At 28.0% G+C, this 14,994-nt stretch carries 18 protein-coding genes and 2 riboswitches; of the genes, 15 read left to right on the forward strand and 3 right to left on the reverse strand.

Annotated features, from left to right (window positions below):
- Positions 1–89: 89 nt before the first annotated feature.
- The 5 genes from T514_RS0117415 to T514_RS27020 all read left to right on the forward strand — a co-directional run bounded on the left by T514_RS0117415 (position 90) and on the right by T514_RS27020 (position 1,529).
- The gene (locus tag T514_RS0117415; protein WP_027625926.1) at positions 90–362 is read left to right on the forward strand and encodes a hypothetical protein; all 273 of its coding nucleotides are present in this window, start codon (positions 90–92) and stop codon (positions 360–362) included.
- Positions 363–609: 247 nt separating this feature from the next.
- Positions 610–756, forward strand: a complete 147-nt coding sequence (locus T514_RS26755) for a hypothetical protein (RefSeq protein ID WP_156939985.1) — start codon at positions 610–612, stop codon at positions 754–756.
- 88 nt (positions 757–844) lie between these two features.
- Positions 845–1,138, forward strand: coding sequence for a hypothetical protein (locus T514_RS0117425; protein ID WP_027625927.1), 294 nt, complete (start codon positions 845–847; stop codon positions 1,136–1,138).
- A gap of 81 nt (positions 1,139–1,219) precedes the next feature.
- Positions 1,220–1,357, forward strand: coding sequence for a CPC_1213 family protein (locus T514_RS27015; protein ID WP_169735830.1), 138 nt, complete (start codon positions 1,220–1,222; stop codon positions 1,355–1,357).
- A gap of 25 nt (positions 1,358–1,382) precedes the next feature.
- The gene (locus T514_RS27020; RefSeq protein ID WP_169735831.1) at positions 1,383–1,529 is read left to right on the forward strand and encodes a hypothetical protein; all 147 of its coding nucleotides are present in this window, start codon (positions 1,383–1,385) and stop codon (positions 1,527–1,529) included.
- 45 nt (positions 1,530–1,574) lie between these two features.
- On the opposite strand, the gene T514_RS0117440 is transcribed toward T514_RS27020, so the two are convergent.
- Both T514_RS0117440 and T514_RS0117445 read right to left on the reverse strand, forming a co-directional pair.
- On the reverse strand, positions 1,575–2,153 hold the full coding sequence (locus T514_RS0117440; protein ID WP_027625928.1) for a GDYXXLXY domain-containing protein: 579 nt from the start codon (positions 2,151–2,153) through the stop codon (positions 1,575–1,577).
- A 2-nt stretch (positions 2,154–2,155) separates the two neighbouring features.
- The gene (locus T514_RS0117445) at positions 2,156–3,229 is read right to left on the reverse strand and encodes a DUF2157 domain-containing protein (protein ID WP_027625929.1); all 1,074 of its coding nucleotides are present in this window, start codon (positions 3,227–3,229) and stop codon (positions 2,156–2,158) included.
- Positions 3,230–3,472: 243 nt separating this feature from the next.
- Here T514_RS0117445 and T514_RS0117450 point away from each other — a divergent pair, with 243 nt between their 5' ends.
- Complete coding sequence (locus T514_RS0117450; protein ID WP_027625930.1) at positions 3,473–3,682, forward strand: hypothetical protein; 210 nt, start codon at positions 3,473–3,475, stop codon at positions 3,680–3,682.
- 30 nt (positions 3,683–3,712) lie between these two features.
- Here T514_RS0117450 and T514_RS24900 read toward each other — a convergent pair whose 3' ends face one another.
- The gene (locus T514_RS24900; RefSeq protein ID WP_051542122.1) at positions 3,713–4,777 is read right to left on the reverse strand and encodes a DMT family transporter; all 1,065 of its coding nucleotides are present in this window, start codon (positions 4,775–4,777) and stop codon (positions 3,713–3,715) included.
- Positions 4,778–4,874: 97 nt separating this feature from the next.
- Positions 4,875–4,979: riboswitch (glycine riboswitch) on the reverse strand.
- Positions 4,980–5,213: 234 nt separating this feature from the next.
- Positions 5,214–5,317, reverse strand: a riboswitch (glycine riboswitch).
- Positions 5,318–5,611: 294 nt separating this feature from the next.
- Between T514_RS24900 and T514_RS0117460 the strand changes: the two genes are divergently transcribed.
- The 9 genes from T514_RS0117460 to T514_RS0117500 all read left to right on the forward strand — a co-directional run bounded on the left by T514_RS0117460 (position 5,612) and on the right by T514_RS0117500 (position 14,980).
- Entirely contained in the window at positions 5,612–6,316 is a 705-nt protein-coding gene (locus tag T514_RS0117460) for a response regulator transcription factor (protein WP_027625931.1), read from the forward strand.
- Entirely contained in the window at positions 6,313–7,752 is a 1,440-nt protein-coding gene (locus T514_RS0117465) for a sensor histidine kinase (protein ID WP_027625932.1), read from the forward strand. The genes T514_RS0117460 and T514_RS0117465 overlap by 4 nt, the downstream gene beginning before the upstream one ends.
- A 3-nt stretch (positions 7,753–7,755) precedes the next feature.
- Positions 7,756–8,862 carry a LolA family protein gene (locus tag T514_RS0117470; RefSeq protein WP_027625933.1) on the forward strand — a complete coding sequence of 369 codons (1,107 nt, stop codon included), beginning with the start codon at positions 7,756–7,758 and terminating at the stop codon, positions 8,860–8,862.
- Positions 8,863–9,018: 156 nt separating this feature from the next.
- Positions 9,019–9,525, forward strand: coding sequence for a DsrE/DsrF/DrsH-like family protein (locus T514_RS0117475; RefSeq protein ID WP_027625934.1), 507 nt, complete (start codon positions 9,019–9,021; stop codon positions 9,523–9,525).
- A gap of 107 nt (positions 9,526–9,632) precedes the next feature.
- Positions 9,633–10,658 (forward strand): 3D domain-containing protein, encoded by a 1,026-nt coding sequence (locus tag T514_RS0117480; RefSeq protein WP_051542124.1) that lies wholly within the window; start codon positions 9,633–9,635, stop codon positions 10,656–10,658.
- Between the two features lie 148 nt (positions 10,659–10,806).
- Positions 10,807–11,370 (forward strand): sigma-70 family RNA polymerase sigma factor, encoded by a 564-nt coding sequence (locus T514_RS0117485; RefSeq protein ID WP_027625936.1) that lies wholly within the window; start codon positions 10,807–10,809, stop codon positions 11,368–11,370.
- On the forward strand, positions 11,364–12,797 hold the full coding sequence (locus T514_RS0117490; protein WP_423219364.1) for a DUF4179 domain-containing protein: 1,434 nt from the start codon (positions 11,364–11,366) through the stop codon (positions 12,795–12,797). The genes T514_RS0117485 and T514_RS0117490 overlap by 7 nt, the downstream gene beginning before the upstream one ends.
- Before the next feature lie 435 nt (positions 12,798–13,232).
- Entirely contained in the window at positions 13,233–13,607 is a 375-nt protein-coding gene (locus T514_RS24905) for a DUF3267 domain-containing protein (RefSeq protein ID WP_051542126.1), read from the forward strand.
- Positions 13,608–13,636: 29 nt separating this feature from the next.
- Positions 13,637–14,980 carry an erythromycin esterase family protein gene (locus T514_RS0117500; RefSeq protein WP_027625938.1) on the forward strand — a complete coding sequence of 448 codons (1,344 nt, stop codon included), beginning with the start codon at positions 13,637–13,639 and terminating at the stop codon, positions 14,978–14,980.
- The last annotated feature ends 14 nt before the right edge of the window (positions 14,981–14,994 follow it).

Consider the following 14,994-nt stretch of genomic DNA (forward strand, 5'->3'; position numbering starts at 1 on the left):
ATTCAATATTTTTAATTTTTGAAAAAAAGAGGAAATTGTGGTACTAATATAGAATAATTTAAATAGCTTAATAGAGAGGTGTGTGAAAGATGATATCAAATAAGGATGAAGTAATAAAGCTAGCGGAAGAAATACTATGTATGCTTCAGATAAATGGATATAATATAGAGCAGATGACACCAGAAGAAGTAAGTAAAGTAGTAGATGAATATTTAAAAGATATGTATGAAGAATTTGATGAAGATTATGGAGATATATTTAGTGAAGATGATATTTCCTATCAAAGTTTTGAAGACTTTTATAAAGGATTTACAAGAAGTTTGAAAAATAAAGATTTACATATAGAAAGTTATTTAAATTAGAATTCCTTTTAGGAAGATTAAATTATATGGATATACATAAGAAAGGGTAGAGATTTTAATCTCTACCCTTTTGCTATTATTAATTATATAAGGGATAAATTTTTAACAAATACAAAGGAAATGGAATAATAAGTAAGAAACAATGAGGTAGAATTTACTAATTATTTCATATGCACTATTACATTTCTTGTAAATAAAACATATAATGATATAATAAAATTATTAATAGTAAAGAGGTAAAAATTTCATGGAAGCTATAATAGAAAGAGTGGAAAAAGGCTATTTCATATGTAGAAGACAAGATGGGGTAATAATAGACATACCTATTAAATTTATTAAAACATTGAAAATAGGCGATGTTTTAATAGTTCCATATAAAAGGCAATTAAATTAGTATAATATAGTAAATAAAAGTTAAGAATAATAGGGACGCATTTTTAGCATAATCATATATTAGTAAGTGGTAAAGGGAGGGAAAATGTATGATTAAAGAAGAAAGTTTTAAATTAAAATCAATGTTGGAGGAAATAGGTCAAATTGTATTAGAAAACAAAAGATTCGACGAATGCAAAAGTGATAAAGATGAGTTATCGCTAATACTTGCCATTGAAAGCTTAATAAAAAGTGATATAAAAAATTTTGATGAAGAAGATATAATACAAAGAATGAAAGCAATAGAACAATTTTATGACTTAGATAATCCTGATATGGTTTCTAATAAAATTACAGGAAAAAGCTTTTTTATTTTTAATCATGTTAAAAAATTAACAATATGATGTAATAATTTCTGTGGAAATTTATATATAGAATAAAACTTCTTTCTTTAGAAAAAATAAATAGAGAAAGGAGTTGTGCTTATGCCTAATAAAATGAGAAGTACAAAAAATAATAGAAAGCATGATGGCAAGTTTAAAAAGAAAAATATAAAGCATGATCCACAATCTGAAAGTTCAAGGGCGGTATTTGGAGAACCTAAGGCGGAAAGTGAAACTTAATTAATACAAATGAGGGGTGAAAGATATGCTAGAAGGTAATATAGATGAACTAAAGTTAAAGGCTAAGCAAATGCTTATAGATGGAAAAACATTAGATGAAATTAGAAGAGAAACAAAGCTTAGGCAAAAAGATATAAGAAGAATACAAAAAGAAATTACTGCTAAGTTCTAAAAAATAGAGCTGAAATGATAGAGAATGTCATTTCAGCTTTTTTAATTATTTTTTTACTACATCAACTACTTGAGCAGAACCTCTATATATTTTTAACTTTACTATATAATTATAGTTTTCCATAGGAGATGGATTCTTATCTATATTTTTGTAATAGTCACTTTCAATTACAACTTTACTAGAAGTAAAATATCTATCTAGTGGATAATTTATATATATTATATCTATCTTCTCTTCAGAGGATATATAATCACTTTTAAATATATAAATAGGAACTTGACACTTTAAATATACTTCATCAGATTTAGGCCTTTCCATAGTGATATGAGAAACATCATAGAAGGAACCTACCTGTGTTAATATAGCATAGGCATCTATTTGCTCTCCTTTAAATTTTTTTGCTTTTTCTACTAAAGTGAAATCTAATTTATCTTTTTTTATAGAAGATATTTTATAGTCTAAATAAAGTACCTTTCCCCTAAAGGTATCTTTTCCTGGTGTAATTCTAGATTCTAATTCAATTGTTTTACCATACTTTTGTGTAATTAAAGGAGGAATACACATAAAGATTAATATGCATAAAGGAATTAAAGAGGTTAATAAATATTTTTTTGTTCTACTCATAGTTACACACCCTTCTTCCTTAGTTTCTCAAAGTAATATCCCATAGCCATAAGAATTATTCCACCTAGGATAAAGAAAATTGATTTAGGTAAAAAGTCATAGGCAACATCAAAATAATATCTTAGTATAGTAAAACATAGGAAGGCAAGGGATAAGAGACTTCCTTTATTTATTAAATATAAAAGATATATAAAAAAAGCTAAAGAAAATATTAAAGAAATTGAAGAAGCAGTACTTAATGAAAATAGATTTAGTTTTTGCCAAAACTCTTTATAGGTTAACATTATACCTGTTACTCCAAAAATAAGATTTCCTTGAAATTTGAAAACTTCTCTATTTAATTTTATAGGGCTATAATAAAAAGCAATACCTATAATAAATAAGGCTAAAGTAATATATGGAGAAATTAAATCTGATCTTGAAGCAAAATATATTAGCCCATCTATTAACAAAACATTATTTAAAAAAGTCAAAATATAATGATTGTCAAACAGCTTGCTATTAGCAATATACATATAAGGTATAATTAAAAAAAGTAAGTAAGGTTGATTTCCAGAGGCAAAATAACTATTTATATATATAAAAATGAGTACTTGAGAAAACGTAAATAAAATATGATCTTTAAATAACATGGCAAAGGGCATTACACCTAAAAACCAAAGGATAATTAATGTGCTAAAGTAGTTACTAAAGTTAAACATTTGGGCTATTAAAAATATTCCAGCTCCATATATAAGTGTACTTAGATATAAAAAGCTTTTACTAGTTTTAGGGTAGTTATCATAAACATAAAAGCTTATTATATTTGATAGGATAAACAGGAATATTACTATAATAAACTTAAGTGATTTGGTGAATCCTTGCCAATTACTCGCTATGAAGGTTAGTATACCTAGACCAATAAGTATAGAGCCTATGGATAATAGAATTCTTATGAAATTTATTTCACTGCCTACATTGTAACTAAGAAGCATAGATTCCTTTTGGTCTTTAGTTATAATCCCATCATTTTCAAAGAAGGTCAATTCTTTTTGCAAAAAATTAAATTTACTGGAATTAATATTTCTTTTATTCATAGCATTTCTCCTTAATTAATTTTTAGATTTATAAATATAGATAAGTAAGTATTTTTTTAAGCAAATACCATTGGAAGTTAAGAGTCATTTGGTATTAGTATTATGCATATATTACAATATTATAAGCTTAATACAGAATCTGTACTCTGTGCTCTGTACTCATGTGCTCTAAAAAATTGCTCATAATTTTTTTTCGTATGGAAATCCTATAAATGAAGAACTTATATAGGGAGGATTGAAATAATGGAAAAGTTTGAGTTAAACGATATAAAAGAAATTCATGTAGGAGATGTTCCAGCAGCCAAAAAAGGTATTATAGATAGTCTTTTAGGTCAGGATGTTCATAAAGATGAAATTCCTTTTGAACATTTTTCATCATACAAGAAGGGACATGAAATTGGATCACAGGTAGAAAACCTTCTAAAAGGAGATCAAAGTAGAGATAGACATTAATTATAAAAAATGAGAGAGGTGTTAGCTCTCTCATTCTCTATTTAATGCCATATTACCTCTGAATTTTTCATTTTGGTTTTTTAATTTTTCCTTAGTAGTATCTGTTACTTTACCAGTATCTATTAACTCAGAAGTTATTCCATCTATTACTTCATCATTTGAAGTAGTTTGTATAGTAGTAGATATTTTTTCTTCTGCAGTATTTTGTAATTTGTCTTTTAATTGGACCAGTACTATTGAAGACATAATCATAACCATACCTATTAATTGAGGAATCTCAAACATTTCACCAAATATTATAAATGCTAATATTGAAGCAACAACAGGCTCTATACTTGCTACAATACTTGCTTTACCTGCTTCAATGTATTGAAGACATTTAACTATTGAACAATTTGGTATAAGGGTAGCAATAATTCCAAGACCAAGAACATTTAGTAATGTAGAACTATCTTTAACTGATGATACTAGTGTCCATGGTGGTGCGAAGAACCATAAGAATATTGCTCCAAATAAAAATGAATATATTAAATGAGTTTTATATGAGTATTTTTTTATACCTATCTTTCCTAAAATATTTTGAAGTGCAACTGCAAAACCAGAAGTTATACCCCAAATAATGCCTACTAAGTTTAATTTAAAAGCAGTACTATCATATGCTTTTACAACTAGGCAGCAACCTAATATAGCCATTACTAAAGCTATAAATTTTTTCACTGTAAACTTTTCTTTGAAAATAAAATAAGATAAAACCACTACAATAATAGGATTAATAAATAATAAAACTGAAGCAGTAGCAACGCCTGTATATTTAACCGCATAAGAAGAGGCAATAAACATTCCATCCAAAGCAACTACTCCATAAAAAGCAAACAATAATAACCCTTTTAAATCTGTTTTAAAACATTTTGGATCTTTGATTAAGTTTATAATAATATAAGCTATTACGGCTACCGTTGGTCTGAAAGACGATATTGTCATAGAATCAAACCCTAGATTAGATAAGTTTTTTACAAAGATACCCATAGCACCCCAGGAAGCTCCTGCAAGTAATGCATAGAAGTAACCCTTTTTAATATTAGCTGAATCTCCCATAAAATATCTCCCTTCTGTATATTAGTCACGCAGATTAAAAGAAAAAAATAAAGAGAGAACAAACCCCAAGTTTGTTCTCTCTGTTTGATCCAGAGTCTATCCAGATATAACCCTTTTGCCTGAGAATTTCACTTCTTTTACTGGGATAAAAAAAGTTTGTCCCTTCGGCGGCTTAATATAAGCACTCTCTTATATCTTTCATATAGGCAATAAATATTTAGTTTGTATTATGAATAGCTATTCTTTGTTAAACAGAGTTCTTACTTCAGTGAGAGTTTTTACTTCCACCAAAGTTTAGAAATCATTATCCAGGGACGTAGCTGATCTTTACTTCCACTTTGAAGAAGATGAAAGTATTAGAAGAGGTTAGCCATCGGATAAAAAAATAAAGAGAGAACAAACCCCAAGTTTGTTCTCTCTGTTTGTATCCAGAGTCTATCCAGATATAATCCTTTTGCCTGAGAATTTCACTTTATTTTATTGGGAAAAATAAAGTTTGTCCCTTCGGCCACTTTTTAAGTTCTCTCTTATATCCTTCAACTAGTAAATTATTTAATTTATATATCGTTTACATTATACAATAGTAAATGGTAATTGTCAACAAACCTTGCATGAATTTCATTATGCTTACAGCACATTTTCAAGGTGTTGCTACTGTTTCCTTTCAGTTGGTAAAACTTATAAAGTTATATCGTATTTTTATATATTGTATCGAAGAATAAATTAATGTTACTCTTTATTTATGAAAAGTTGAGAAACTTATAAAGAAATTATAAAGTTTTATAAATTTATGCCAATATAATTTATAATAAAGCATGTAGGAGGGACCTTTCTATGAATGAAAAAATATTAATTGTTGAAGATGATAAAGATATTGCTTTATGCATAAAAGAATATATTGAAAAGAAAGGATACAGCGGTATATGGGCATCCACAGGAAAAGAGGGGTATGAGGAATTTAAGAGAGAGAAATTTCAGCTTCTAATATTGGACATTATGATGCCTGAAATGGATGGATTAACCCTTTGTAAAAATATAAGGCTCATAAGTGATGTACCAATACTTATTATAAGTGCTAAAAGTGAAGATTATGATAAGGTTAAGGGACTAAACTTAGGTGCTGATGATTATATTACAAAACCTTTTAGTTTAACTGAACTTTATGCAAGAATAGAATCTCATTTAAGAAGATATAGAAGATATAATTTTATAAATGAAAATGCCAACATTATATCTTATAATAATGGACTTGTTATATATGAAGATGGTAAATATGTTGAAATTGATGGGGTTAATATACATCTAACTTCAAAAGAATTTGAACTTCTCATGTTAATGGCACAAAATCCTAAAAAAGCTTTTACCAAAAAAGAGCTCTATGAAACAGTATGGAGTGAACAGGATGTGGATGGAAATAATACAGTAACAGTTCATATAAAAGAAATTAGAGAAAAGTTAAAGGATGATGTAAAAAACTCAAAATTTATTGAGACCGTATGGGGAATAGGTTATAGATTTATAGGAGAAAAGATAATATGAAAATAAAAAACTGGCTTATTCTTTCATATATAACAGTAATGCTTATCCCAATATTAACTGCAGTAATACTTTTCTTTTGGATGGAAAGTTATAATAAGCAAACAGAAATAAATGATTATGTGGCAAACATGAAAAAATTTGAAAAGTACGATGAAGTATTAAATGATGAAAATATTTTTATTCATCCTCCTAAGAAACTTAATTTAATTGATGAAAAAGATAAAAGCAATACCAAAATAGAACTATACGATAAAAACGGAATACTAGTATATTCATCTAATAATGAAACCATGAGTATTCCAATATCTACAGAACAAATCTATAAGGAGCTTTATGAAATAAAACATGGATTTAGGGCAGATACATTTAAAAAACCTATTTTTAGTAAAGGCGATTTAATTGGAGTTTACAAAATAACTATAATGCGTACAAAAATAGTTAAAGGGGTAAATGATATAACATTAAAGGCTCTTGCTATATTTATTACAGTGTTCTTTTTAGTTTTAATATCCATGATTAAATTAATGGATAAAAAATTTAATAATCCTATTTTACTTTTAATAACAGCTATGAAGGATTTTGCACGAGGAAAGGAAACGTCTATAAAATATAAGTCACAGGATGAAATAGGAGAACTCATAAAGCATTTCAACAATATGAAAAATGAACTTGAACAAAAAAATGTCCAAATAGAAAAAGAACAAAAATCTAAAGAGTATATGATAGCAGCAATATCACATGATTTAAAAACTCCTTTAACGGCTATAAGAGCTTATGCAGAGCTAATTAATTCTAAAGATGAAGAAAGCAGCATTAGACATGTATCAAGTATATTAAATAAATGCGATTATATGACTAATATGCTAGAAGATTTACTAATGTATACGGTACTATCTTCAAATTATGATATGAACTTTGTTAATGTAGATGGAGAGGAATTTTTTCAAATGCTTTTTTCTGGCTATGATGAGGTTTGCTCAAAAAATAATATAAGATTTGAAACTGAAATAAAGGTTAATGGAAGTTTTTGTGTTGATGTTAAGCAAATGATAAGAGTAATTGATAATTTAATGAGTAATGCAATTAGGTATACAGAGGAAGGAAAGTGGATTCATATGGGAGTATTTTCTCATGAAGCTAATCTTCCCAATTGGTTATTTCAGGATGAAAAGCAAAAAATTAATGAATTTGGAAGAGAAGGGGCAGTTATATTAGTTAAAAATGAAGGAGAAGAAATATCAAAAGAGCATATAGAAAGAATTATGGAACCTTTTTATAAAGTGGACAACTCCAGAAATAAGAAGGTAGGAACAGGGCTTGGATTAAGCATAGTAAAGTTAATTATTGACAATCATCATGGAAAAATGACTATTTTATCAAGTAAAGAAACAGGAACATTAATAGCTTGTTTTTTAAAAAATGAAAGGATGGATTAAGATATGGTTAAAAAAAGAGTTATAAGTATTTTTATAGGAGCTTTAGTAAGTGCTACTGCATTAGTAGGTTGTGAAACAAAAACCAGTATTTTGCCAGAAAAAATAGTAGCTCATGCTATGGAAGTAGATAATAAAGTCAAGCCTTATTATGGAGAAAGTAAAATGGTAATATACGGCGAAGATAATAAGATTGTTGAGGATACAATTCTAAAGGAATGGTATGATACTTCCAACAATAAAATGAGAATTAGGATTGAAACTTATGATGATAAAAATAATATGCTAAGCACCTGCACAAATGATGGAAATAATGTATTAATGTATATGAGCAAGGATAAAAAAGCTTTAACTATGAAAAGCATAGATACTATGGATATGCCTATAAAATCCCAAAGAGAGCAGACAAAACAACTTTTAGAAATTATAAAGAAAAGTCATAATATAACTACTGTAGGAGAAGAAAAAGTAAATGGTATAGAAGCCTATCATATAAAAGCAGTGCCAAAAGAAAAGGATAGCTTAATAGGTAATCAAGATATGTGGATAGATAAAAATAATTGGTTTGTGGTTAAAAGTGTTTCTTTGGGCGGAAATACAAAAACAGAATTTGAATATACAAAATTGGATTTTTCACCTAAGATGGAAGATAGTCTTTTTACACAGAAAATTCCTTCAAATGTAAAGGTGGAGAATTTAGAGAATATGGGTCCAACGGTAAAGGAAATGAGTTTAAAAGATATAAAAGGTTTTTTAGGAAACTCCTTTGCATATTTCTCAGAAACATCAGGTTATAAAATTAAGAAAATATCACTTAATCAGTATAAAAGCAAAGTAGCAGATGATGAAATAATTATGGATTACCAAAAGAATGATAAACCTTGTTTTAGTATAAGCCTCAGGAAAGAAAATAAAGTTGATTCAAAGAATGGTAAAATCCCTGGTGAAAAAGATGTAACTATAAGGGGACAAAAAGGATTTGTTATAAATGATACTATTTGTATAATTGGATGGTCAGAAGGTAATGTAAGTTATAGTATAATATTACAAGATAATAGCATAAAGTATGAAGAGTTTATAAAGAGTTTAGACAAGATGGAACTTTATAAATAATAGAGAGTTAAATAAAAGGCACTTTGGATATAAAAATTTTCCAAAGTGCCTTTTTAATGTGTGTACAATATGTATAAAAGATAACTATTTACTTAAAATATTAATGACTTATTAAATATTAATGAATTTATCAAAAAAATTTTAGGAGGAGTTAACATGAGTAATAGTTCTAATGATGAAAATTTCAAGGACAAAAAAGTTAATATTGTAATGTTCAGTGGAGAATATGATAAGGCATTGGCTGGATTAATAATGGCAAACTCTGCAAGAGAATTAGGAGCTCAGGTGACCATGTTTTTCACTTTTTGGGGGCTTTTGTTATTAAGGGATCCCGATAAACTTTCATTAGAAGATAAAACTACATATGAAAAAATGTTTTCAATGATGACACCTAATGGTATAGAAGATCTGCCTTTATCTAAGATGAATTTTGCTGGCATAGGAAAGAAAATGCTTAAGGAAATGATGAAAGATGATGAAGCTCCAAGTTTAACGAAATTTTTAAATGGTGCACGCAAAAAAGGTGTAAAATTTTATGGGTGTAAGTTAGCAGTAGATGTAATGGGGTTTAAAAAGGAAGAATTCATACCTGAACTGGAGATTGTAGATGCAAAGGAGTATTTAAAAGATGCGTTGAACTCAGATATGCAGTTATTTATATAATAGACTTAAAAGCTATTTGTATATTCCTGTGAAAATTCATTAACACACAGGAATTTTTTTATGGTACAATATATATATTATAATATCAATATGATTACAGGAGGGAGATGGGGATTATAAATTACTTACAGAAATTTTTTGACCCAAGTAAAATAAAGAAATCTAAATCTCAGCTTATGATTATTGCAGCGGTGTTTATACTAAGCATATTTGTATATGCAACAAGAAAAAACATTACACTTGTTATAGATGGTAAAGAAAAGAAAGTTGTTACATACGCAGGAACTGTTGAAAAGGTTTTGAAGAATGAGGATATAAAACTAGATAAAAAAGATAAAATAGATAAAGATTTAAAAGCAAAAATAACTAAAAATGATACTATTAATATAAAGAAAGCAGTAAATGTTAAGATTAATATAGATAATAAAGAATTAAATATAAAATCAGCAGAAAAAAATGTAGGCGATATGCTAAAGGCAGAAGATGTAGCTCTAAGAGCTCAAGATAAGGTTATACCAGCAGCGGAAAAAAGCTTATGTGAAGGATTAAATGTTGATGTTATAAGAGTAGATACAAAAGTAATTACAACATCTGCCCCTATCGATTTCAAGACTACTGTTAAAAATGACAATAGTATATTGAAATCCAAAAGCAAAGTTTTGCAAGAAGGAAAAAAGGGAGAAAAGCAGATTACTACAAGTGTAGTTTATGAAAATGGTAAAGAAGTAGGAAGAAAGATTATTAAGGAAATTGTTACTAAAAAGCCTAAGGAAAAAATTGTAGCACAGGGTACCTTAACACATAGAGTAGCATCAAGAGGATCTTATTCTCAGGTTAGTTCAAATATTATTAAAGTAAAGGCTACTGCTTACTGGGCAGTTAGTGGAGTAGGTAATACCTATACTTCCTCAGGAAGAAAAGCTGTAAGAAATGCAGATGGCTATAGTACTGTAGCTGTTGATCCAAGAGTTATTCCATTAGGGACAAGACTTTATGTAGAAGGTTATGGCTATGCTATAGCAGCTGATGAAGGTTCAGCGGTAAAAGGAAACTTTGTAGATGTTTTCTTTAATACACGTAGTGAAGCCTGTAACTGGGGAGTAAAATATGTAAATGTTCACGTATTAAAATAATTAAAGATCAATAATTAGAGAATCTATGCTTAGGGCAGGATTCTCTTTTTTATGAAAAAATAAAATTTGTAGTCAGAAATTCTATACTCCTTTCGTATTAGATTATGAGAAGCTTCTTAAGGGAGATTGTAGCAAGGGAGGGAAAAATATGAATGTAGACAGTACAAACTTTGTAAAAGAAATAAAAAAGAAGAATACAAGAGCTCTAGAGTTTGTAGTAGATAACTATAGTAATCTAATTTTTAAAGTTATAGGTAGTGTATTAAATTCAGAATTTCATTCTCAATATGTAGAGGAATGTGCAAATGATGTATTTTTAGCTGTATGGAATAATATTGAAAGTTTTGATAAGAAAAAAGGAGAATTTAAATATTGGATTACTGCTATAGCAAAATACAAAGCTATAGATTACAAAAGAAAGTTATTTAAGCAAAGTACTGTTGATCCTATTGAGGATTACACATTACAGGATACTGTGAATTTAGAAGAAATTATAGTAGGAAAAGAAAATAGAGAAGAACTTTTAACGGCTATAGATGATATGAAGGATGAAGATAGGGAAATATTTATAAGAAGATATTTTTTATATGAGGGAGTAGAAAATATAGCAAGAACTTTTGGTGTGAATAGGAATTTAGTAGATAAAAGACTTTCAAGAGGACGTAGATTTTTAAAGGAAAAGCTTATGCTTTTGAAAGGAGAAGTATTATGAATAATAATGATTTTAATTTAGAAGAAAAGGATATATATAAATTGTTTAATGGAATAAAAATTGAAGAAAGTGAGTTTAATGATATGAATGAAGAAGTAGACCAGATTCAAAAAGAAAGAATAAAGAAAAATTTAAATAAAAGGATAAAAGGTAAAAAAGGTTCAAAAGCTTTAAAGTATGGCTCTATGGCAGCAGCAATAGGAGTAGCATGTTTCATAGGAATTAAAGCAGCTCCTCCAACTTTTGCAAAGAATATTCCAGTTTTAAATTCTATAATACAAATGCTAAATAACGAAGGCGGAGATCATGGGGAATATGAAAAATACTCTCAAATTGTAGATAAGAGTGTTACAGATAAGGGAGTAACTCTTACTATAAACGAAATATTAGCTGATGAGTCAAAACTTGTTATAAGTTATACAATAAAGAGTGATAAAAAAATTAAAGGTTTAGAAGTATTCCCCTTACAAGGACTTTTAAAAATTAATGGTAAAAATTTTTCTGGTTCTGGAAGTAGTCGAGGAAAGTATATTGATGATTATACCTATGTTGCTAGTGAAGAGGCAAATATTGATTCATTTAAAGCACCTGAAAAATTTAATGTAGATTTAAATGTTAGTGAGATAGCAAATATAAAAGGTAAGTGGAACTTTGCTTTTAGTGTATCCAAAGAGGAAATAGCCAAAAGTAGTACTATAATTAAACCAAATAAAAAAGTAAGTTTTCCAGATAGTAATATAACTATAGATAAAGTAGTATTATCTCCTATAGGAACTTATATTTTAATAAATGGAGAATTTAAAGATAAAGTGAAAAATAGAAACATACCAGGAGGAGAAATGTTTGAATATAATTATTGGATAGCTTATGATGATAAAGGAGTGGAACTTATACCAAAAGGAATTGGTTCTGGAGCAGCTGATTCTTCAAAATTTAGTAGTAAGATGGCTTATACAAAAGTAAAAGGTATTCCTAAGCATTTAACTATATTGCCTTTAAAATGGGAGTCAGAAGGCGGTGGAGTTGATGAAAATGGTAAAGAAGTACATTTTTCAATAGAGGAAAGTAAAAGACCTAAGGAAATAAGTAAAATTATAGATGGAAAATATCCAATAGAGCTTTCACAAGGAAAAATGGGAAAACTTATAATAAAGGAAATAAAAACAGAAAAAGATAAGACTATAGTTAAATTTACTGCGGAAGGTAAAGCACCCTATACTCAAGGAACTAGCCTTTCTATAAAAGATGCATTTGGAAATGATGTTAAAATTAAAGATAGTGATATAAGAAAAAATGAAGAAAAACCTAATGAATTCACCATGGAATTTGAACCATTAGATCCTAATAGACAATATAGAGTATGCACAGGTGACTTTGCTAATGTTGAAGTGGGAGAAGATTTAAAGTTTAATATTGAGATTAAGTAGGTAAAATAAAGTACAGATTACAGAGTATAGAGTACAGATGAGGAAGCTTTTCTTCTGTTGACACTACAGAAAAGCTTTAAAATAATAAAGAATAGATAATAAACAGCTATAGACTATTGTGTTGATAAGCTGAATTTTAATAAAGTAAAATTGATTTAATATAAAAAACACAAGGATACTGTATGATAAGACATAAGTATCCTTGTGTTCTTTACTCTGTATAATTTACAATTTCTTCTGTGCTCTGTGCTCTGTGCTCTGTGCTCTGGAAAAGGTGCTTAGCGCTTTTTCAAGTCATTTGCAATTAAATATTCTTACAATATTGTAATAGTTTTGTTTTATATGTAAGGGGTTAGTTATTGTTATAAATAATAAATGATATATAATATAAATGTATATATGAAAAATAATTCTTAAATGGAAAAAGGAGACTTTATGGAAAAGTGTATTATAAATGGACATGAATATAGTAAGATTGAAAAAATTTTAGATGAAAAAAAAGTAAATTTATCAGATATTAAGTTTGGATTTAATTTGAAAGGTTTTATGCCTTATGCTCATTGCAAAAAAGCTATTTCTATAAAAGTATATAAATTTGGAGTTTTACTACCTACAATTATATTAGGATTTATACCAACTCTTTTAGGTATTATTTTCGAAAATTCTAATTTGGCTGCTATTGGAACCTTAATGATTGCCGTGGGATCAGGAGATTTTATGATATTTTGGATAATAAAAAATTTACCTAATGCTGCTTTAGTTAGTGATCATCCAGTAAAGCCTGGTTGTGTTGTCTATATAGAAAATTAAATTATAGATTTTTATAAAGGGGGATAAAAATGAATTTTAAAAGATTATGCTCAAAAGTTATTATAGCAGTATTTATGACTACTGCTATAATAAGTGGAAGTATTTCACAAGTGAAATGTGCAGAGATGACTGAGGGTAACTTAAAATCCAAGGTAGTACCTTTAAGCACTGTAAAGGCTGGAAATGGATTTCATGATCTTAATTCACTTCAAACTATTTTAAAGGATAAAAAGATTGTTGCAGTTGGAGAGGCTACTCATGGAACTAAGGAATTTTTTCAAATGAAGCATCGTATGTTTGAGTTTCTAGTAGAAAAAATGGGGTTTAGATTATTTGGTATAGAAGCAGCCTTTGGAGAATGTAGAGCGATTAATGATTACATTCTTTATGGAAAGGGAAAAGCGGAAGATGTTGTTAAAGGTATGGGATTTTGGACTTGGTCAACTAAGGAAGTAGTGGATATGGTACAGTGGATGAGAGCATACAATGAAGATCCTAAACATAAAACTAAAATAAAATTTTATGGATTTGATATGCAATCAGCAAATAGAGATAAAGAAATTATATTGAATTATATGAAAAAGGTGGATAATAAATCTTTAAAAAATTATAATGATAGTTTAGCCAAATTTAATGATTATAACATAGCTTCATTTAATGTAAATGAATTAACCACAATTAAAAATAAAGCTCAGGCATTAGGTACTGATTTTGAAAAGAATAAAAATCAATATATTTTAAAATCATCAAAAGGTGAATATGAAATTATACAACAGCATTTAAATATTATTAATCAATGTTTAGATTTAACAATAAAAAATAAGGGATTTATGGCCAATGGTTCAAGGGTTAGAGATTATTATATGGCCCAAAATGTTAAATGGATATTGAATTATGAAAAACAATTTGGAAATGATAAAATAATGCTTTGGGCACATAATGGACATGTAGCAAAGAAGTTCCCTAGTTATGTTTCTATGGGACAAAACTTAAAGACAATATTTAAGGATGATGTTTATGTTATAGGACAAGAATTTTACAAAGGAAGTTTTAGAGCAGTTCCACATTCAATTTTTCCAACATCAGGCCCCAATAGTAGTAGACTTAAAGAGTTTAATATAGAAAGCTCTTACTCAAACACATTTGCATATAAACTTGAAAAGGCTAATGTACCATTATATTTCATTGATTTTAAAGAAGCTTCAAAAGACAAGGATATTGATAAATGGTTATCTGAAAATCAGCTTGTTCATGAAATAGGAGCAACATATTCACAAATATTTCAAAGTATGTCTTTATGCCCGCAAGTTCCAAAAGAAGCATTTGATGGAATCATATTTATAAGGGAAACATCAGCAGCGGTAGGAATATAAAAAAGTGCTATAAA

It is taken from the genome of Clostridium lundense DSM 17049 (assembly GCF_000619945.1).
Taxonomy (GTDB): Bacteria; Bacillota; Clostridia; order Clostridiales; family Clostridiaceae; genus Clostridium_AO; species Clostridium_AO lundense.